The sequence below is a fragment of the Arthrobacter oryzae genome, from assembly GCF_003634095.1.
Lineage (GTDB): Bacteria > Actinomycetota > Actinomycetes > Actinomycetales > Micrococcaceae > Arthrobacter > Arthrobacter oryzae.
Genome location: NZ_RBIR01000001.1, coordinates 437,315 through 456,023, shown reverse-complemented (window position 1 = coordinate 456,023; position 18,709 = coordinate 437,315). Strand labels below are relative to the sequence as shown.

The following is an 18,709-nucleotide window of genomic DNA, read 5'->3' as shown; positions in this document are numbered from 1 at the left end:
TCAGACCAAAGAGTCATGGCGATCATGCGCCGGCACCGGCAGGTCCGCCCCCGGCAAGGGCCTACGATGCACCTCGTTCGTGAGGCCGGCAGTGCCGCATCCGATTCATGCGTCGCGATCGCACCCGTTCTTATGCCGCTTTGCACCCGACGACCGGTAGAGTCCCGATCATGACCGAGACCGGGGACACAGCAGACCGGCCCGCGCTGCCGGCAGCGGCCTGGACAGCGCCGGTCCCGACAACGTCACCGCCGCGAGACGGGCGCTTCCGTCCGGGCATCTCAGATCTCTTGGTCTGCGCCTCCTACACCGGGCCGGCACTGGCGACAGCGATCATCTTTGACGTTGCCGGGACCAACGGGACGGGCCTCGCTCTGCCCCTGATTGCTGTGATTGGTTCCGGCATGGCGCTGTTGTTTCGCCGCCGGACTCCGATGGTTTCGCTGGCCGTCACGGGCGGCATCATGGTGCTCACGTTTTCGATTCCGGCGAGCTTCGCTGCGGTGGCAACAGCGATGGCGCTGTTTGCCGTGGCCCTCTACCGGTCGGCGCGGCACGCGGCCCTCGGCCTGCTGGGGACCAGTGCCAGCCTCCTTGCCGCTGCGATGCTGCTGCCCCGTTCGATGGATCTGGTCCAGGCCGTTCAGGCGATTGCCCTGCTGGTGTTCGCGACACTGATCGGGCTGAATGTTCGCACGCGGCGCGACTACTTGACCGCCCTCGTGGACCGCGCCGACCGCCTCTCGCGCGAGCGAGAGCATCTGGCCGGCATTGCAGCTGCCGCGGAGCGCAACGCGATCGCGCGGGAGATGCACGACATCGTTTCGCACGGATTGGCTGTGATGATTTCCCTGGCCCATGGGTCGGCGGAGATCGCTCCTACTGATCCCGCCCGTGCCGTCCACGCAATGCGCCAGGTCGCCGAGACGGGTCGCGTTGCGGTGGCGGACATGCGCCGGTTGCTCGGAGTCCTGGACGAAGGCAGGACCACGGGTTCGACCGGAGCGCTGGCACCCTCGCCCGGGATGGCGGATGTTCCCGAATTAGTGGAACTTTTCCGTTCTGCAGGCCTTCCAGTAGTCCTGCATTCGGCCGGTATTCCTCCTGCCGACCCGGGGATCCAACTGGTGATCTACCGCGTCATCCAGGAGGGCCTCACCAACGCACTTAAGTACGGGAGGGCGGCCACAGTGGTCACGGTCAATGCGCAGTTCACCGCGCAGGAGATCATTGTCTCCGTCACCGACGACGGGCAACATCGGACGGTCCCGTCCGACCATGCCGGGCGCGGCGTCGTGGGAATGCGTGAGCGCGTCACACTCTATGGCGGCACGTTCGACGCCGGCGCTCTTGCCGGCCGTGGATGGTCCGTGACCGCCCGGTTCCCGCCGCAGAAGGGCGCCCCATGGCTGGGGTAGCTGCCTCGTCCGCTCTCCCGGTCCGGGTACTGGTCGTCGACGACCAGACACTCGTCAGAACGGGATTTCGCATGGTGCTCGATGCCCAGGACGGCGTCGAAGTCACAGGGGAAGCGGCCGACGGCAGTACTGGCATCGACATGTGTCGTCTCCTGGCGCCAGACGTGGTGCTGATGGATGTGCGCATGCCGGGCACGGACGGTATCGCCGCTACCCGGCGCATAGTCCGGGAGTGCCCGCAGTCGCGCGTCATCGTCCTTACAACGTTCGATCTCGACGAGTATGCCTTTGCAGCACTCCGGGCCGGGGCCAGTGGCTTCCTGCTCAAGGATGTAGCGCCGGCCGATTTGCTCGCATCCATCAGGGCAGTCGCCGCCGGGGACGCCGCCATTTCCTCCAGGGTCAGCCGCCGGATGCTGGATCTCTTCAGCCAAAGCCTTCCCTCCGGTCCCTCCTCAGCCGGCGAGGACGCCATGACGGCCTTGACCGCCAGGGAAAGGGAGATTCTGTCGGCCATCGCCGGCGGACTGACAAACACTGAGATCGCGAATCGGATGTTCGTGGCGGAATCAACGGTGAAATCCCACGTGGGCCGCATCCTCATGAAACTCGGGCTGCGGGACCGCGTGCACGCCGTCATCTTCGCCTATGAACACGGCCTGACCGGCTCCCGGACGACCTGACCGGAGCAAATCGACCCTCAACATGGCCTCACGGTATTCACCGCGTTGGTGGGCCGCCGCCCCTGGGCCCCGGTTGCAGGGCCGGGCGCCCGAGCGTAATGCGCGGAGCTCACGCGGTGCTGGACTGGGCGGTATCGTTCTCTGGTTCGTCCGTCGGCTTCCGCCGGACCAGTTCGGTGGGAATGTTCTTGGAAAACAGCAGCGACAGCGACGCGATGAACACCAGCGCCACCATCGAGGCGCGGAGCGAGGACACTTGGGAGTCGCTGTAGAGCGTGGTCAGCGTCGCGGCGTCTTCGGCTGACAGGCCCGCCGTCGTCGCGATGTCGTTTACGGTGGACACCGGCACAATGTTGACGCCCGACTGGGTGCTGGCCGCGACCTGATCCTTGACGCTGCTCGGCAGGCTGCTGCTGTCCACCGCACCCAAGAATGAGCTCGAGAGGGATGCGATCAGGACCGATCCGATGAGTGCGGTGCCCAGGGAGGAGCCGAGGTTCTGGAAGATCCCCTGGAGCCCGCCGATCTCACTGGACCGCTCGACGCCGACACTCGACATCGTCACGTTGCCGATTTGGGATGCCAGGAGCCCCAGGGCGGCTCCCGCGAAGAACATTCCCGCCGCAAAGAGCACGCTGCGCAGCTCGAGGTCGACTGATCCAAGTAGGACGAAACTGCTCACGACCAGGACGACCTGTCCGAGCCGAATAATGCGGCGCGGTGACCAGATGGCGGTCAGACGGGTGCCAACAACGGAGAACAGGATCAGCGAAACGGAGAGCGGAAAAATCTTGATGCCGGTTTCCAACGCATTGAGCCCCAGGGTCATCTGCAAATACACCGGGATCATGAAGAACAGACCCGCCGTGATCATGTACTGCGCGGCGAGGACGGACAAACCGGAACGCAGCTGTTTGATGGACAGCATCGAGACGTGGACCAGCGGCGGACGCCCGCGCCGGATCAACGCTTCCTGCCGGGCGAAGAAGGCCCACAGCAAGAACCCGCCGGCCAGAATCATGTAGGGCACCAGGGACAGGCCCAGCGGATTAATCGGAACGCCGTTGATCTCCGGGGACTGCTTGGGCAAAATCCAGCCCCAGGTCTTGCTCTGGAGCATGGCATATACGATCAGGATCAGGCCCGCCGCCGAGAGCAGGACGCTGACAACATCGATCTTGATTCTTTGCGGGCGGCTGGAGTCCGGCACAAGCCGCGAGAAGGCGACGACGCCCGCCATCACCACTACTTCGCCAACGAACACATACCTCCAGCTCAGGTACGTCGTGACGTAGCCGCCGATGAGCGGCCCCAGGGCGACGGCGGCGCCCGAGGTCGCCCCGATGATCGCGAAACCGGTCACCCTGTCCTGGCCCTGGTAGTTGCTGGCGATAAGCGCCGCGATGGCTGGTATGACCAGCACCGCCCCGACCCCCTCGATCACAGACCAGCCAAGGAACAGCACCGCAATGTTGGGACTGAGCGCGGTCAGCAGGGAGCCACAGGCGTAGATGACCGAGCCGATGACGAACGCGCGCCGCCGCCCCCACACGTCGCCAAGCTTGGCGCCCAACAACATCAGGGAGGCCATGGTCAGGGTGTAGAACGTGATGGCGGCCTGCATAGCGGCGACGGTCGTGTTCAGGTCCTTCACGACCGTGGAGATGGAAACATTCATCACGGTGCTGTCCAGCACCATGACGAACTGTGCGCATCCGAGGATGATGCCGGCGGTCCATTTTTTCATTGGGCGATACGCGATTCTCGAGGTGCCTTGCGCGGCCGCAGTTGGTGTGCGGCGTGCGCCTGCTCACGACTTGGCACTGGAACGGTGGGAGCAACAGGGCTCACCGGCGGCCGGCGGCCCCGCGGACGGTCCTGGCCGGACCGCCGGATCAAGGAGGCGGGTGGGCGGTCAGGCCCCGCTCAAGGCCTTGGCCTTGACCGCTTCGAACTCGCCTTGGGTCAGCGTGCCGGCGTCGAGGAGTTCCTTCGCCTTGGCGATTTCCTGGGTGGGGGACGCTCCGGCCACGGAACGGATGTATTCGGTTGTGGCCGCGTCCGCCCTTTGGGCACTCCGGGCCTGGCGTTCGGCCATGCTGCGGCCCCGGGCGATCAGGTAGACGAGGACCGTGAGGAACGGCACGAAGACCAGGAATAGTAGCCAAATCGCCTTAAGCCAGCCGTTGAGCTCGCGATCGCGGAAAATGTCCGTGATGACCGCAAACAAGGCGAAAAGGTAAGAGACGAACGCGAACCCCCAAAAGAACAGCCAAATGACGTTCCAGAATTGCTCCACGGGAGCCATCCTTTCGTTCTGAGGAAGCCCTGCTGGCATCCCTTAGGCGCCAAAGTAGTCCCCGCCGCGGCCGCCGGTTAGGACCATTAGGCCTGTATTTGGCGAGGTGGAGCCGCCGGGCGCCCTGGGCCAGCCGGGGTCCGCCTAGGCCAGGGCTCGGGCCTTCAGCATCTGGAATTCATCGGCAGTAATCGTGCCTTCGTCGAGGAGTTTCTTCGCCGCGGCGATCTGTTCCGCCGGGTTGGCGCTGGCCGTCCGGCGAACATATTCAGCCATGTCGTCCCCCCGCGCATCCTGCCGTACCGACTGTCGCGCGGTCATTTGTTGCCCGTAGAACAGCATGTACGCCAGGCAACCGAGCAGCGGGAACAGCAGAACTGCCAGTAACCACAACGCTTTCACCCAGCCGGGGCGCTGACTGTCCGAAAAGAGGTCCCTGAGGACAAGGAAAAGCACCATCAGGTAGGCGGCAAACATCACCACAGAGAACATGAGCCAGATGACATCCCAAAATCCCATGACCTTCGCCTTTCGCGAGACCGGTGATGCAGCTGCGACCCTGAACGGCTGAAGTGGCCCATCGGAGGGGTGGCCTGCCGGTTCGCCACCAGCCTACGCATGGGGTCGCCCGTGTCAATCGGCCGTCGGGACAGGTACACGAGCGGGACGACGTGCGAGGCAGCGCCGGGCGGTGGTCCTAGAAGAAGTGCACTTCGCTGGCCGCGTCGGGGGAAGGATGAACCACCGGAGCCTGGCCGAGTTCGAGCAGGATGTCATTGATGCTCAGCTGGCCGTCCAGCTGGGCTTCGGGCTGCACCGGGACGGTAGCCTCCGGGACGGCGTCGATACTCATCCAACGATCATAGGGGCGGGCCGCCCTGGGAACCGGGGGCCACGCCGACCCGGGCCGGAGGGGCATGCGGGCGCACAAGGATTTCCGCCGGCCGGCGCGGCCACGGGGCCGGCGCGACAGGACTAGGCTTGGATGCATGCCTTCTCCTAGCCCTCAGCTCCCCCGCCCGACAGCCCAGGACAGGTCTCAACCCGGCCGCCGGGGCGGACGTTCGGCGGCCCTGGCCGCCGGCGCCGATGCGCTCCTGATTCTGCTCTTCGCCGCGATCGGCCGTGATGCGCACCAGCGCGGGGAGATCATCACTGGAGTCTTTGCGACGGCCTGGCCGTTCCTGGCGGGCGCGGCCCTGGCATGGCTTGCCCTGCGGCTGTGGCATGACCCGCTGCGGCTGTGGCCGGCCGGCGTCGCGGTCTGGCTTGGCACCGTTGGCGTCGGGATGATCCTGAGGGCCGTCACCGGGCAGACGGTGGTGCCGCCCTTCATCATTGTGGCCCTGTTGAGCCTCGGTGTTTTCCTGCTCGGTTATCGCCTTGTGGTGGCCGGCGTAAGGCGGCTGCGTTCCCGCCGCCTGCAGGCCTAATGCACTAGGCTTGCAAAAGATGGCAGCGCCCTCGCAGGCCCCGCCGACAGGCCTGTAAACGGCGCAACCGATCCGGAAAGGCTCACACGTGGTCACCGCATTCGTCCTGATCAAGACAGACGCTTCACGCATCCCCGAGACGGCCGAGGAAATCTCGGCCATCCCGGGAATCAGTGAGGTCTACTCCGTGACCGGCGAATGGGACCTGATCGCCATCGCCCGGGTCGCCAAGCACGACGATCTGGCGGAAGTCATCGCGGACAAGCTTTCCAAGGTTCAGGGAGTGGTCCACACCACCACCCAGATCGCATTCCGTGCGTACTCCCAGCACGACCTCGATGCGGCCTTTGCGCTCGGATTCGAGGAGTAGGCGCACACCGCATTACCCAGCCTCAGGGACGGGCCCGGCAGCAGCTGCCGGGTCCGTCTTTTTCTATAACTCGCTGATCTTCAGGGCACGTGCGGGCGGCACGGCCGGCACGCTCACGCGGCCTGTGACAACGCGACCCACCGGTCCAGCGCCGCGGCCGCGGCGCCGGACTCGATCGATGCCTCGGCCCGCTTCAGCGCGGCGGCCATGCGGTCCGCCAGTGGGCCGGCGGCGTCGAGGTCGAACGCCACCAGGCCGGCTGCGGCATTGAGCAGGGACGCATCGCGGGCCGGCCCCGGCGCGCCGGAAAGGACGGCGCGGACGACGGCGGCGTTCGCCGCGGCGTCACCGCCCCGCAGCTCTTCCAGCGTGGCCTGCCGGATGCCAAGACCACGCGGATCAAACATCTGCTCGGTAACCTGACCGTTGCGGATTTCCCACACCCGCGACGGGCCTGTGGTGGTCAACTCGTCCAGACCGTCATTGCCCCGGAACACCAGGCCCCGGCTCCCGCGCTTGGCCAGCACGCCGGCCACCAGAGGCGCCATCTGCTCGTTGGCGACGCCCACGGCGGACGCCTGGACATGGGCCGGGTTGATCATGGGGCCCAGGAAGTTGAAGGCTGTTGGCACACCGAGCTCGCGCCGGGCGACGGCGGCATACCGCATCGAGGGGTGGAACACCTGGGCAAAGCAGAAAGTGATCCCGGCTTCCTCGGCGTTGAGTGCCACACGCGGAATGGGCAGGTCCAGCCTGACGCCGAGCGCCTCCAGTACGTCTGCCGATCCTGACGACGACGACGACGCCCGATTGCCGTGCTTGACCACTTTGGCGCCGGCGCCGGCACAGATCAGCGCGGCCATCGTGGAGATGTTGACCGTGTTCTGCTGGTCGCCGCCCGTGCCGACGATGTCGAGCTTCTCACCGGCAATCTCAATGGGATTGGCGTTGGCCACCATGGCTTCGACCAGGCCCGCGACTTCATCGACGGTCTCGCCCTTGGCCCGCAGGGCCACGAGGAACCCCGCCACCTGGACCGGCGTCGCCTCGCCCGACATGATTGAGTTCATGGCCCATTCGGTGCTCTCGGCGGTGAGGTCTGCGCCGCCGATGAGCGCGTTGATGAGGCGCGGCCAGGTGTTGCCTGCCGCCTGTGCAGATGCCTGAGAAGTCACCTCCCGATGCTATCGAGGTCGGCACCGCAAAGACCAATGTGAACCCCTCCGGGAACTTTTCCGCGCGAATTCGCGTCTTTGTAGAAAAAGTCCTCCGAAAACGCGGTTTGCGTTGGGCAGGACGGACTTTTATAGACATAATGTCTATGTGACATCTGCGACCCATGCCCCCAGTACCCCGGCGCACCCGACGCTGAACCGCCCGAACATGGTTTCTGTAGGAACCGTTGTTTGGCTGTCCAGTGAGTTGATGTTCTTCGCCGGTCTCTTCGCCATGTACTTCACACTCCGTTCGACGTCCGGACTGATGTGGGCCGAAGAGACAGCCAAGCTCAACTTCCCCTTTGCGCTCGTTAACACGATCGTCCTCGTGGCAAGTTCCTTTACTTGCCAGATGGGCGTCTTCGCCGCGGAGCGGCTTCAGCCGCGCCGGACCGGCGGAGTCTTCAGCTTCACCCGCTGGGGGATGAACGGATGGTTTATCCTCACGTTCCTCATGGGTGCCTTCTTCGTGGCCGGTCAGACGACTGAGTACTCCATGCTCGTTTCCGAGCACGTCACGCTGTCTACGAACGCCTACGGTTCCGCCTTCTACATAACGACGGGCTTCCACGGCCTGCACGTCATCGGCGGTCTGATTGCCTTCCTGCTCATCATGGGCCGCTCCTTCGCAGCGAAGAAGTTCGGCCACTTTGAAGCGACCTCGGCGATTGTCACCTCGTACTACTGGCACTTCGTGGACGTCGTCTGGATTGGCCTCTTCCTGGTCATCTACGTCCTCAAGTAGGCCGGCTTGACTCTTTTTCTACAAGAGGCAGAATTTCAAGAAGCGGCTCCCGGAGCCACCGCAGGATCGAAAAAAGGAACCACCACGTGAAGGCAATCTCGCAGAAGCGACGTCACCCACTGGCAGCAATTGCGCTGCTGCTGATGGGCCTCTTGGTCACGGGTGGGCTGTACGCCGTTGCCACCACCGTCAACCAAGCCAAGGCCGACACCACTTACAGCGCAAGCGACGTAGCCGAAGGCGGCAAGCTGTTCGCCGCCAACTGCGCCACCTGCCACGGCGTGGGTGCCAGCGGCTCCCAGTCCGGGCCCTCGCTTGTGGGCGTCGGCGCCGCAGCCGTTGACTTCCAGGTCGGCACCGGCCGCATGCCCATGCAGATGAACGGCCCGCAGGCCGAGAAGAAGCCCGCCCAGTTCAACGAGGCGCAGACCAAGCAGCTCGCTGCCTACGTTGCCTCCCTCGCGCCCGGTCCTGCCATCCCGGAAGCCAGCGTCATCGATGGTAAGGGCGACGCAGCCAAGGGTGGAGAGCTCTTCCGCACCAACTGCGCCATGTGCCACAACGCTGCCGCTGCCGGCGGTGCCCTCACCCGGGGCAAGTTTGCCCCGGCTCTCGCGGGCGTCTCCGGCCAGCACATCTACGAAGCAATGGTCACCGGCCCCCAGAACATGCCGGTCTTCAATGACGCGAACATCTCCCCCGAGGGCAAGCGCGACATCATCACCTACCTGAAGCAGATCGAGTCCAACGGTTCGCCCGGCGGCGCAGATCTTGGTGCTTTGGGGCCGGTCTCCGAAGGTCTCTTCGTCTGGATTGCCGGGCTGGGCGTCATCATCGCGTTCACGATCTGGCTGACCTCCCGCACGTCCTAAGCGGACCTTGCACCTGTAAGAATTTTCTGCTGGCTCATCAGCAGTTTGAATTGAAACCTAACTCGGCACACGCCGAGACGAGAGAAGGATGAGGCGAATTATGGGCAACCATAGTGACGGCAGTCCGAACCACTCGGGCACCGTAGCTACGGCTGGTCAGAATGAGGTGGAGAAGTTCCAGGATCCTGGAATTCCCCCGCACCGTTTGCGCCTGGCTGACACGGACCCGAGGGCCGCAAAGAAAGCAGAACGGCAGGTAGCCCTTCTGTTTGGTATCTCGGTCGTTGGCACCCTGATATTCCTGGTGTCGTACTTTGCGATCGATCTGGGGAATGATTCCTCGATCGCCACGATCCGGCTCCAGAACGCCCTGCTGGGCATCGGCACCGCGTTCGCGATGCTGGGCATCGGCACGGGCATCGTCCACTGGGCCAAGGCCCTCATGCCGGATCACGAGGTCTCGGAAGAGCGCCACGCGATCCGCACAGAGGAAGACCGCCAGGCCGCGGTGCGCATCGTCGATGACATTGTGGAAGAGACCGGCATCAAGCGCCGGCCGCTGATCCGCAACACCCTGCTTGGCGCGGTCGCACTCGCGCCGCTGCCGGCATTGGCCATCTTCGGTGACCTCGGCCCCCGGCCGGACTTCGCCCTGGCCCACACGATGTGGGCCCCGGGCCCGGACGGCAAGCTCAAGCGCCTCGCCCGCGACCCCGATGGCACTCCCATCAAGGCCGCGGACGTAACCATCGGCTCCGCTTTCCACGTCATCCCGGAAGGGCTGAACGAACTGAGTGAAGGCAAGCTGAACGAGAAGGCCAAGTCCGTTGTCCTGCTCATGCGCTTGGACCCGGCGGAGCTCCACCCTTCCCCGGAACGCATCGATTGGGCCTACAACGGAATCGTTGCTTACTCCAAGATCTGCACCCACGTTGGTTGCCCTGTTGCGCTGTACGAGCAGCAGACCCACCACCTACTGTGCCCGTGCCACCAGTCAACCTTTGACCTGACCCAACAGTGCAAGGTTATCTTCGGCCCCGCCAGCCGCCCTCTCCCCCAGCTGCCTATCGCAGTGGACTCCGAAGGCTACCTGGTCGCGACGAGCGACTTCCATGAACCCGTTGGACCGAGCTACTGGGAGCGTGAGCAGCATGTCCTCATCCCTAACTCCTGATGCCCCCGTCTTCGTCGCAAAGACGAAAGGCGGCCGCATCACGGACTTCGTTGACCAGCGTGTTGGCGGCTCCGGTATCCTGCGCGAATTCGGCCGGAAGGTCTTCCCCGACCACTGGTCATTCATGTTCGGCGAAGTGGCACTGTACTCCTTCGTCATCCTGCTCCTCTCGGGCACCTTCCTGACCTTCTTCTTCGACCCGTCAATGGCGGAGACGCACTATGCGGGCTCGTACACGCCGCTGAAGAACGTCGAGATGTCGGTCGCATACAGCTCCTCGCTGAACATCTCCTTCGATGTCCGCGGCGGCCTGTTCATGCGCCAGGTGCACCACTGGGCAGCCCTGCTGTTCGTCGCCTCCGTGTCTGTGCACATGCTCCGTGTGTTCTTCACGGGCGCATTCCGCAAGCCTCGCGAACTGAACTGGGTTGTCGGCAGCGTCCTGCTGATCCTCTCCATGGCAGCAGGCTTCACCGGCTACTCGCTCCCCGATGACCTGCTCTCCGGCAACGGCCTGCGCATCATCGACGGCGTTATCAAGTCCATCCCGGTTATTGGCACCTACATCTCGTTCTTCCTCTTCGGCGGCGAGTTCCCGGGCACCATGATCATCAGCCGCCTGTACATGCTGCACATCCTCCTGGTACCCGCGCTCATCCTGCTGATGATCGTGATGCACCTCTTCATGGTGGTTGTGCACAAGCACACGCAGTACCCCGGCCCGGGCCGCAACGACGGCAACGTCGTCGGCTACCCGCTGGGCCCGGTCTACGCGGCGAAGGCCGGCGGATTCTTCTTCATCGTGTTCGGTGTCGTGGCCATCATGGCCGCATTCTTCACCATCAACCCGATCTGGAACTACGGCCCGTACGACCCCTCGCCGGTCTCGGCCGGCACGCAGCCTGACTGGTACATCGGCTTCGTTGACGGCGCGCTGCGCCTGATGCCGGGCACGATCGGTGACTGGAAAGTCGAACAGATCTGGTTCGGCCACATGTTCACGTTCAACGTGCTGCTGCCGGCCCTCGTCCCGGCGGGCATTCTCTTCACGGTTATGTTCACCTACCCGTGGATTGAACGCTGGATCACCAAGGACAACCGCGAGCACCACGTCCTGGACCGTCCCCGCAACGCGCCGACCCGCACGGCGATCGGCATGGCCGGCTTCGTCTGGTACTGCGTCATGTGGGCCGCGGCAGGTTCGGACCTCATCGCCACGCACTTCCACGTGGCCCTGAACGATGTGACCTACTGGCTGCGCGCGCTGTTCTTCATCGGCCCGGTCATCGCGTTTATCGTGACGAAGCGCGTCGCCCTGGCACTTCAGCGCAAGGACCGCGAGATTGCCCTGCACGGCCGCGAAACCGGCCGCATCGTGCGTCTGCCGCACGGCGAGTTCATCGAGGTCCACGCCCCGCTGGACGAGTACAAGCGCTACAAGCTGGTCGGCTTCGAGTCACCTTCCCCGCTGCCCGCCGTGCCGAACGAACACGGCGTCGTGGACCGCAAGGAAAGGCGGCGCGCCAAGCTGTCCCGCTGGTTCTTCGAGGACCGGGTTGCCCCCGTCACCCCCGTCGAGCTGGAGGCCGCGCACGGCCACCACGGCAGCCACGAGGCAGTCGAAGCGGCTGACGCCCAGAAGACGCTGAGCCACTAGCCGGCGCCACACAGCACTAAATAGGAAGGCCCGGTCCCGCAAAGGGACCGGGCCTTCCTGCGTTCCCACAGAATCGACAGCAACGCGGGGTCACTTCGCGCCCATCCCGAGGGGGTTTATGGGCGCGAAGTGACCCCGCGTTGTATGGCTACTGGCGGTACCCCGACGCGTAGTTGCGGGTCGGCCGGACGCCGGGGCGCTGCAGCGGCACCCAGAGTTTGTAGCGGTCCGCGCGGTAGTACGACACGGAATAGTCCACCATGGCCCGGGCCACGAATGCGTGGCGCTGAATCTTCAACAGCGGGGTGCCGACTTCGACGTTCAACAGCCTGGCCGTCGAGGGCGAAGCGGCGGTGGCCTCGATCATGTCCTCGCCCCATTCCATGACCAGGCCGTACCGTTCGCTGAGTACGTTGTAGAGGGACGTGGGCGGTTCGCCGTCGAGAAGGCCGGGCACCCGGTGCGCCGGGATGAAGTTCTCGTCCACGCTCATGGGCTCGTTGTCGGCCAGCAGGAGCCGCCGGAACCGGACCAGGGGCGTGCCCTCCTCCAGCTGCAGCTCACGGGCCAGGAAAGCGCTGGCGCCGATCTGTTCAAAGCTCAGCACCTTGGCCGCGGGAACCATGCCGCGGCGCTGCATCTCTTCGCTGTACGAGGTCAGCTTGACCTGGAGATCCAGCTTCGGCTTCCGCACAAACGTGCCCAGCCCCACGACGCGTTCGATCACTTCCTCGCCCACCAGCGCATCGATGGCCTGGCGGACGGTCATCCGGGCAAGGCCGAACCGCACGGCAAGGTCCCGCTCGGAGGGCAGTGCCGAACCCGGCGGGCAGGCTGCAGCAATATGGGCGCGGAGGATCTCCCGTAGCTGGACGTAGATGGGGATGCCGCTCTGCCGGTCGATATCGCCAACCATCCGCGCGGCGTTAGAGGATGTCATGGCGTACGCCCTCGACGGCGGTTCGACGTGGAAAATGCACTCATACCTCAAGGATAAGCGCGCCGCCCGGGAGGTCTAGACCACCGGCCCTACCGGTCGTGCGCTCCCCTCCCCCACGGCTACCCTTGAAGGTGGGACCGGGCCGGGGCCATGGAAGTCACGGTCTCCGCAGGGAGCCCGGAGCTTCGGCCGCCGGTCGCCACCAGTCCCCTAACCGCGCGGAGCCGTCCGCTCGCCGGCAGCACCAGCAGAATCAACACCAGCACAAGGGAGTCCCATTGCCAGTTTGCAAGGCAATCGTCACGGCCGCCATTGGCCTGCACGCCCGTCCGGCGGCAGTATTCGTCCGGGCCGTCACGGCGACCGGGCTTCCGGTAACCATCAGCAAGGACGGCAGGCCGGGCGTCGACGCCCGCTCGCTACTGGAGGTAATGACGGAGGACTTTGAATGCGGCTGTGAGGTGGAACTGGCAATCGACGCCGCGGCCATACCGGGCCGCAGCAGCCTCCCCGAGGCACAAAAGGCGCTGGAGGACCTGCGCACCCTCTTGGAATCCTCCGCCCCCGCCTGAGAGGCCGGCAGGCCCTACGGGCAGCTCCCGGGCTCGGGCGACGCACACGCAAACGACGGCGGGCCCCACCATCGGTGGGGCCCGCCGTCGTACGTCATGAACTCTTTGTCCGGGTGGTGCTAGTGCGCGTGGTCACCGCGGCTGTACTCGTAGACCCAGCCGACAAGCGCGACGATGGCGAGGCCAGCCGCGATGAAGACAATCCAGAATCCGACGGCCATGCCGAGGAATCCGAGGGCACAGGACATGCCGAGAACCAGCGGCCACCAGCTCCAGGGGCTGAAGTGACCCTGCTCGCCGGCGCCTTCGTGGATCTCAGCGTCGCTGCGGTCCTCGGGGCGCATGCCGACGCGCCGGCCGGTGAAGCCGAGGTAGGCGCCGATCATGCCGGCGAGGCCACCAACCAGCAGGATGGCCAGCGCGCCCACCCATTCGCTCCAGTGAGTCAGGTAGCCGTAGATGAATGCCACCGGTACGAAGAAGAAAACACCGAGGCCAAAGATTCTAGATTCGATTTTCACTTGCCGGTGTCCTTCTGGTCGGCGTTACCGAGGGCAGCCGCTGCCGGAGCAGGAGATTCCGCGGTGTAAGACTGGGCGAGCTCCGGGTGGTGCAGATCCAGGGCAGGACGTTCGGAGCGGATGCGGGGCAGGGACGTGAAGTTGTGGCGCGGCGGCGGGCAGGAGGTGGCCCACTCAAGCGAGGCGCCGAAGCCCCACGGGTCATCAACTTCCACGCGTTCGTTGCTGCGCCACGTGATGTACACGTTCCAGAAGAACGGGATCAGCGATGCGCCCAGGACGAACGAGGAAATGGTCGAGAACTGGTTCATCCAGGTGAAGCCGTCCTGCGGCAGGTAGTCGGCGTAGCGGCGGGGCATGCCCTCGACGCCGAGCCAGTGCTGGATCAGGAAGGTGCCGTGGAAACCGAGGAACAACATCCAGAAGTGGATCTTGCCGAGGCGCTCATTGAGCATCTTGCCGGTCCACTTCGGCCACCAGAAGTAGAAGCCGGCGAACATGGCGAACACCACGGTGCCGAAGACGACGTAGTGGAAGTGGGCTACAACGAAGTAGGAGTCCGAGACGTGGAAGTCCAGCGGCGGGGAGGCCAGGATGATGCCGGTCAGGCCGCCGAAGAGGAACGTCGCCAGGAAGCCGATGCTCCACAGCATGGGGGTTTCAAAGGTGATGGAACCGCGCCACATGGTGCCGATCCAGTTGAAGAACTTCACACCGGTCGGAACCGCGATCAGCATCGTCATGAAGGAGAAGAACGGCAGCAGGACCGAGCCGGTGACGTACATGTGGTGGGCCCACACGGTCACGGACAGTGCTGCGATGGAAATGGTCGCGTAAACCAGGCCCTTGTAACCGAAAATCGGCTTGCGGCTGAAGACCGGGAAGATCTCGGAGACGATGCCGAAGAACGGCAGCGCGATGATGTACACCTCAGGGTGGCCGAAGAACCAGAACAGGTGCTGCCAGAGGACGGCGCCACCGTTGGCGGGGTCAAAGATGTGGGCCCCGAAGCGGCGGTCGGCACCGAGGGCAAACAGCGCGGCGGCCAGCGGCGGGAAGGCCATCAGGACCAGGATGGACGTCACGAGGGCGTTCCAGGTGAAGATCGGCATCCGCCACATGGTCATGCCGGGGGCGCGCATGCAGATGATCGTGGTGATGAAGTTGACGGCGCCGAGGATGGTGCCGAAGCCGGAGAGCGCCAGGCCGAAGACCCAGAGGTCACCGCCCACGCCGGGGCTGAACGTCGTGTCCGACAGCGGCGCGTAAGCAAACCAGCCGAAGGATGCGGCGCCCTGCGGGGTGATGAAGCCCGAGACGGCAATCGTGGAGCCGAAGAGGAAGAACCAGAAGGCCAGTGCGTTCAGTCGCGGGAACGCGACGTCGGGGGCGCCGATCTGCAGGGGCATGATGACGTTGGTGAAGCCGGCGAACAGCGGCGTCGCGAACATCAGAAGCATGACGGTGCCGTGCATGGTGAAGAGCTGGTTGTACTGCTCTTTGGTCTGCAGGATCTGCATGCCCGGCTCGAAGAGCTCGGCGCGGATCAGCAGGGCCATGATGCCGCCGAAGCAGAAGAAGATGAACGACGCGATCAGGTACATGTACCCGATCGTTTTGTGGTCGGTCGAGGTGATCCAGTTGACGACGATGCGTCCCTTGGACCTGGGTACTACGGGAGCCTCGAGGATCCCGGCGGATTGAGTGTAAGTTGCCACGTCGCTCCCCTTACTTGGTTTCGGTCGGGACCGGGTTGCGGTCGTACTCGTCACCGAGCAGGCCGGTGTTTCCGTCCTGGCGCAGCTGGTTCATGTGCGCCTGGAACTCCGTTTCGGAGACAACCTTGACGCGGAACAGCATTTCGGAGTGGTACTCGCCACAGAGTTCGGCGCACTTGCCGTCGTAGGTTCCCTCCTTGGTGGGAGTCAACCGGATGTAGTTGGTCTTGCCGGGGATCATGTCCCGCTTCTGCAGGAAGGCAGGCACCCAGAAGGAGTGGATGACGTCGCGGGAGTTGAGTTCGAAGTCAACGGACTTGTTCACCGGGAGGTAGAGCGTGGGCAGCTTTTCCTTGTCCACATTGTTACCGGTCAGGTGGGCCTGGACACCGGTCTCGTGGAGGTCCTCGGTGACGACGGCGCCCTTTTTGTAGTTGAAGTCCCATGCCCACTGCTTGCCGCGGACGTCGACGACGACGTCGGCCGGCTTGGAGCGGTCATCGATCTGCTGCTGGTCGCGGTCGGTGAAGTAGAAGAACACCAGGACCATGAACAGCGGCACCGTCAGGTAGAACACTTCCAGGGGAAGGTTGAAGCTGTTCTGGCGGGGGAAACCCACCGTGCCCTTGCGGCGACGGTAAGCGACGATGCACCAGATCATCAAGCCCCAGGTGATGATGCCGACGACCAGCGCGGCAATCCATGAGTTGACCCAGAGGTCCATGATGAGGCCAGTATTACTGGTGGTGCCACGCTCGGTGGGCAACCAACCCTTCTCTACCTCTGGTGAACATCCAGTCAAAGCCAACGCGCCGGCTAGTGCCAAGCCAGTGATCGTAGTGATCTGTTTGCGTCGGCTGCCGGTTCGGTTCTGCGAACTCACAGACGGCCCTTCCTACTTGTTGCTGTTGTCCCGCGAATTACGGGCAGGACAAACGAAAAGTTTTACTACTCGGTGTAGAGCTTACCGCTCCCCGGGAGTTTTCGCCCACATGTCCGCCCCGTGCGTCGGGAGCTTTTTGAGGGTCCCGATCGTTGAGGCCTGGCGGCACTAAGGCCGGGCAATATGCCCGGCCTTAGTGGAAGGAATTAGTGGAAGGAATCTCCGCAGGCGCAGGACCCGCCGGCGTTCGGATTGTCGATCGTAAATCCCTGCTTCGAGATGGTGTCCTCGAAGTCGATGCTGGCACCGCTGAGGTACGGAACGCTCATCTTGTCGACGACCACTTCGACCCCGTCGTAGTCGCGCACAGCGTCTCCGTCGAGCAGCCGCTCGTCGAAGTAGAGCTGGTAGATCAGACCTGAGCAACCGCCGGGCTGCACGGCAACGCGGAGGCGCAGATCGGTGCGGCCCTCCTGCTCGAGGAGGCTGCGGACCTTGCCGGCCGCGACGTCGGTCAGCTTGACCTCGTGCGTGGCCAGTTCGCTGGCCTCAGTGGCCGTGGCGCCTGCGCTGTTTTCATTAGTTGTAGTGCTCATGGCCTACCTTCTTGCAACGGTGGTGGCGGCTCCGCTTGCACGGTGCCCGCCCCTACTTAAACGGTATGGGCTATAGCTACATGCTACGTCGCGCAGCCCTGTAGCTCTAACTTCTGACGTAACCGTCGGAAGCGGCTGGATGTTCCCCGGGAACGGAGCGGGGCGCGACGAGCTAGGCCGCGCCTTCCTCGTTCAGGCGGGCCAGCAGCAGCGCCTCGGCGACGATCGCGTTCCGGAAATCGCCAAGGTGCAGGGATTCGTTCGCGCTGTGCGCCCGGGAGTCGGGATCCTCGACTCCGGTCACCAGGATCTGCACGTCCGGGTAGAGCTCGGTCAGGTCCGCAATGAACGGAATGGACCCGCCGATTCCCATTTCCACGGCCGGCACGCCCCAGGCCTCACCGAGAGCCCACATGGCCGCGGCCGCAGCCTTGGAGCTGGTGTCGGTCAGGAAGGAGTTGCCGCTCTCCCCCGGCGTGAACACCACCTGGGCGCCGAAGGGCGCGTGGGACTCCACGTGCCTGCGGACGGCGTCCATGGCCGCGGCCGGATCCTGCCCCGGGGCCAGGCGCAGGCTGAACTTGGCCCGGGCGCGCGGAAGCAGGGTGTTGGAGGCGACGTCCACGGCCGGGGCATCAAAGCCGATGATGGACAGCGCGGGCTTGGTCCACATGCGTGAGGCAATGCTCCCGGTTCCGGCGAGCTTCACGCCGTCGAGCACGGAGGCATCGGCGCGGTATTCCTCTTCCGTGAGGTCCACGGCGACGTCGTCCCGGCCCACCAGCCCTTCGATCGCTACGCTGCCCTCGTCGTCGTGGAGTGTCGCGATCAGGCGGGCCAGCAGCGTTGGCGCGTCGAGCACGGGGCCGCCGAACATGCCCGAGTGCACCGCGTGGTCCAGGACCCTTACTTCGATGGTGCCGTCCACCAGGCCGCGCAGGCTGGTGGTGAGGGCGGGAACGCCGACCTTCCAGTTGCTGGAGTCGGCCACGACGATCACGTCCGCGCGGAGCAGCTCGCGGTGCGTCTCCAGGAACTGCCGGAATGTCGGCGAGCCGGCCTCCTCCTCACCCTCGAAGAAGAACGTCACCCCCAGGCCGAGTTCGTCCCCGAGCACACGCGTCACTGCTGAGTAGGCGGCGATGTGGGCGAGGATGCCGGCTTTGTCGTCCGCGGCACCGCGGCCAAAAAGCCGCCCGTCGCGTTCGACGGCGGTGAACGGCTCGGTTTCCCACAGGGCTAGATCGCCTGTGGGCTGAACGTCGTGGTGGGCGTAGAGCAGCACGGTGGGCTTCCCCTCGGCGGCCGGGCGGCGGGCGACGACGGCGGGCCCGCCCGGTGTCCCGTCCTCCTTGTCGCAGCGGAGAATCCGGACGTCGTCGAAGCCGCTGGCCCGCACGAGGCCGGCGACGGCGTCGGCGCTGCGGTTCAGCGGGGCAGGGTCGAAGCTGGGCCACGCAATGCCCGGAATGGCAACAAGGTCCTTCAGCTGGCTAATCGTTTGATCGAACGATTCGGCAACGGCCTGGCGGAGGGCGCCGGCCTTGATGGTGCCGGCGTGATCCATGGTGGTCTGCGGGTTCCCCGCGGTTGAAGAAGTCATGGCCAAAA

Annotated in this window: 20 protein-coding genes; 9 read left to right on the top strand and 11 right to left on the bottom strand. The window is 64.7% G+C overall.

Annotation, left to right across the window (positions count from 1 at the left end; genetic code table 11):
- Positions 1-170: 170 nt before the first annotated feature.
- Together C8D78_RS02170 and C8D78_RS02165 are read left to right on the top strand one after the other, a co-directional pair.
- Positions 171-1,418, top strand: coding sequence for a sensor histidine kinase (locus C8D78_RS02170; RefSeq protein WP_167467830.1), 1,248 nt, complete (start codon positions 171-173; stop codon positions 1,416-1,418).
- Positions 1,406-2,101 (top strand): response regulator, encoded by a 696-nt coding sequence (locus C8D78_RS02165; RefSeq protein ID WP_120950224.1) that lies wholly within the window; start codon positions 1,406-1,408, stop codon positions 2,099-2,101. Before C8D78_RS02170 ends, C8D78_RS02165 begins: the two co-directional genes overlap by 13 nt.
- Before the next feature lie 109 nt (positions 2,102-2,210).
- Here C8D78_RS02165 and C8D78_RS02160 read toward each other — a convergent pair whose 3' ends face one another.
- The 4 genes from C8D78_RS02160 to C8D78_RS19635 all read right to left on the bottom strand — a co-directional run bounded on the left by C8D78_RS02160 (position 2,211) and on the right by C8D78_RS19635 (position 5,253).
- Positions 2,211-3,848: an MFS transporter gene (locus C8D78_RS02160; protein ID WP_120950223.1), complete on the bottom strand. Its 1,638-nt coding sequence runs from the start codon at positions 3,846-3,848 to the stop codon at positions 2,211-2,213.
- A gap of 168 nt (positions 3,849-4,016) precedes the next feature.
- On the bottom strand, positions 4,017-4,409 hold the full coding sequence (locus C8D78_RS02155; RefSeq protein ID WP_120950222.1) for an SHOCT domain-containing protein: 393 nt from the start codon (positions 4,407-4,409) through the stop codon (positions 4,017-4,019).
- 135 nt (positions 4,410-4,544) lie between these two features.
- A complete protein-coding gene (locus C8D78_RS02150; RefSeq protein ID WP_120950221.1) occupies positions 4,545-4,919 on the bottom strand; it encodes a PLDc N-terminal domain-containing protein in 375 nt (124 codons plus the stop codon).
- A gap of 178 nt (positions 4,920-5,097) precedes the next feature.
- On the bottom strand, positions 5,098-5,253 hold the full coding sequence (locus tag C8D78_RS19635; protein ID WP_167467829.1) for a hypothetical protein: 156 nt from the start codon (positions 5,251-5,253) through the stop codon (positions 5,098-5,100).
- A gap of 136 nt (positions 5,254-5,389) precedes the next feature.
- Here C8D78_RS19635 and C8D78_RS02145 point away from each other — a divergent pair, with 136 nt between their 5' ends.
- Together C8D78_RS02145 and C8D78_RS02140 are read left to right on the top strand one after the other, a co-directional pair.
- Entirely contained in the window at positions 5,390-5,833 is a 444-nt protein-coding gene (locus C8D78_RS02145; RefSeq protein WP_120950220.1) for a DUF3054 domain-containing protein, read from the top strand.
- Positions 5,834-5,921: 88 nt separating this feature from the next.
- Positions 5,922-6,203, top strand: a complete 282-nt coding sequence (locus tag C8D78_RS02140) for an Lrp/AsnC family transcriptional regulator (RefSeq protein WP_120950219.1) — start codon at positions 5,922-5,924, stop codon at positions 6,201-6,203.
- Between the two features lie 113 nt (positions 6,204-6,316).
- Here the strand turns inward: C8D78_RS02140 and trpD are convergent, their stop codons facing one another.
- Complete coding sequence (gene trpD / locus C8D78_RS02135; protein ID WP_120950218.1) at positions 6,317-7,378, bottom strand: anthranilate phosphoribosyltransferase; 1,062 nt, start codon at positions 7,376-7,378, stop codon at positions 6,317-6,319.
- A 148-nt stretch (positions 7,379-7,526) separates the two neighbouring features.
- Between trpD and ctaE the strand changes: the two genes are divergently transcribed.
- The 4 genes from ctaE to qcrB all read left to right on the top strand — a co-directional run bounded on the left by ctaE (position 7,527) and on the right by qcrB (position 11,868).
- On the top strand, positions 7,527-8,165 hold the full coding sequence (gene ctaE, locus C8D78_RS02130) for an aa3-type cytochrome oxidase subunit III (protein ID WP_208641843.1): 639 nt from the start codon (positions 7,527-7,529) through the stop codon (positions 8,163-8,165).
- Positions 8,166-8,251: 86 nt separating this feature from the next.
- Positions 8,252-9,037 (top strand): cytochrome bc1 complex diheme cytochrome c subunit, encoded by a 786-nt coding sequence (qcrC, locus tag C8D78_RS02125; RefSeq protein ID WP_120950216.1) that lies wholly within the window; start codon positions 8,252-8,254, stop codon positions 9,035-9,037.
- A gap of 100 nt (positions 9,038-9,137) precedes the next feature.
- Complete coding sequence (qcrA, locus tag C8D78_RS02120) at positions 9,138-10,211, top strand: cytochrome bc1 complex Rieske iron-sulfur subunit (protein ID WP_120950215.1); 1,074 nt, start codon at positions 9,138-9,140, stop codon at positions 10,209-10,211.
- Positions 10,189-11,868: a cytochrome bc1 complex cytochrome b subunit gene (gene qcrB / locus C8D78_RS02115; protein ID WP_120950214.1), complete on the top strand. Its 1,680-nt coding sequence runs from the start codon at positions 10,189-10,191 to the stop codon at positions 11,866-11,868. Before qcrA ends, qcrB begins: the two co-directional genes overlap by 23 nt.
- A 148-nt stretch (positions 11,869-12,016) precedes the next feature.
- On the opposite strand, the gene C8D78_RS02110 is transcribed toward qcrB, so the two are convergent.
- Positions 12,017-12,808 carry a GntR family transcriptional regulator gene (locus C8D78_RS02110; RefSeq protein ID WP_120950213.1) on the bottom strand — a complete coding sequence of 264 codons (792 nt, stop codon included), beginning with the start codon at positions 12,806-12,808 and terminating at the stop codon, positions 12,017-12,019.
- A 278-nt stretch (positions 12,809-13,086) separates the two neighbouring features.
- Between C8D78_RS02110 and C8D78_RS02105 the strand changes: the two genes are divergently transcribed.
- Entirely contained in the window at positions 13,087-13,380 is a 294-nt protein-coding gene (locus C8D78_RS02105) for an HPr family phosphocarrier protein (protein WP_120950212.1), read from the top strand.
- Between the two features lie 119 nt (positions 13,381-13,499).
- Here the strand turns inward: C8D78_RS02105 and C8D78_RS02100 are convergent, their stop codons facing one another.
- The 5 genes from C8D78_RS02100 to C8D78_RS02080 form a co-directional block, all read right to left on the bottom strand.
- On the bottom strand, positions 13,500-13,901 hold the full coding sequence (locus tag C8D78_RS02100) for a cytochrome c oxidase subunit 4 (protein WP_120950211.1): 402 nt from the start codon (positions 13,899-13,901) through the stop codon (positions 13,500-13,502).
- Positions 13,898-15,619 (bottom strand): aa3-type cytochrome oxidase subunit I, encoded by a 1,722-nt coding sequence (gene ctaD / locus C8D78_RS02095; RefSeq protein ID WP_120950210.1) that lies wholly within the window; start codon positions 15,617-15,619, stop codon positions 13,898-13,900. The genes C8D78_RS02100 and ctaD overlap by 4 nt, the downstream gene beginning before the upstream one ends.
- A 10-nt stretch (positions 15,620-15,629) precedes the next feature.
- Entirely contained in the window at positions 15,630-16,502 is an 873-nt protein-coding gene (gene ctaC / locus C8D78_RS02090) for an aa3-type cytochrome oxidase subunit II (protein ID WP_120950209.1), read from the bottom strand.
- A 206-nt stretch (positions 16,503-16,708) separates the two neighbouring features.
- Entirely contained in the window at positions 16,709-17,098 is a 390-nt protein-coding gene (locus tag C8D78_RS02085) for a HesB/IscA family protein (RefSeq protein ID WP_120950208.1), read from the bottom strand.
- Between the two features lie 172 nt (positions 17,099-17,270).
- Entirely contained in the window at positions 17,271-18,701 is a 1,431-nt protein-coding gene (locus tag C8D78_RS02080; protein WP_425266666.1) for a dipeptidase, read from the bottom strand.
- Positions 18,702-18,709: the final 8 nt, after the last annotated feature.

Excerpts from the sequence above, each read along its gene's own strand:
- qcrA (WP_120950215.1), top strand. The coding sequence starts at position 9,138 with ATGGGCAACCATAGTGACGGCAGTCCGAACCACTCGGGCACCGTAGCT.
- C8D78_RS02110 (WP_120950213.1), bottom strand. The coding sequence starts at position 12,808 with ATGACATCCTCTAACGCCGCGCGGATGGTTGGCGATATCGACCGGCAG.
- C8D78_RS02085 (WP_120950208.1), bottom strand. The coding sequence starts at position 17,098 with ATGAGCACTACAACTAATGAAAACAGCGCAGGCGCCACGGCCACTGAG.
- C8D78_RS02080 (WP_425266666.1), bottom strand. The coding sequence starts at position 18,701 with ATGACTTCTTCAACCGCGGGGAACCCGCAGACCACCATGGATCACGCC.
- C8D78_RS02145 (WP_120950220.1), top strand. The coding sequence starts at position 5,390 with ATGCCTTCTCCTAGCCCTCAGCTCCCCCGCCCGACAGCCCAGGACAGG.
- C8D78_RS02170 (WP_167467830.1), top strand. The coding sequence starts at position 171 with ATGACCGAGACCGGGGACACAGCAGACCGGCCCGCGCTGCCGGCAGCG.
- C8D78_RS19635 (WP_167467829.1), bottom strand. The coding sequence starts at position 5,253 with ATGAGTATCGACGCCGTCCCGGAGGCTACCGTCCCGGTGCAGCCCGAA.
- C8D78_RS02165 (WP_120950224.1), top strand. The coding sequence starts at position 1,406 with ATGGCTGGGGTAGCTGCCTCGTCCGCTCTCCCGGTCCGGGTACTGGTC.
- qcrB (WP_120950214.1), top strand. The coding sequence starts at position 10,189 with ATGTCCTCATCCCTAACTCCTGATGCCCCCGTCTTCGTCGCAAAGACG.
- C8D78_RS02155 (WP_120950222.1), bottom strand. The coding sequence starts at position 4,409 with ATGGCTCCCGTGGAGCAATTCTGGAACGTCATTTGGCTGTTCTTTTGG.
- C8D78_RS02150 (WP_120950221.1), bottom strand. The coding sequence starts at position 4,919 with ATGGGATTTTGGGATGTCATCTGGCTCATGTTCTCTGTGGTGATGTTT.
- C8D78_RS02160 (WP_120950223.1), bottom strand. The coding sequence starts at position 3,848 with ATGAAAAAATGGACCGCCGGCATCATCCTCGGATGCGCACAGTTCGTC.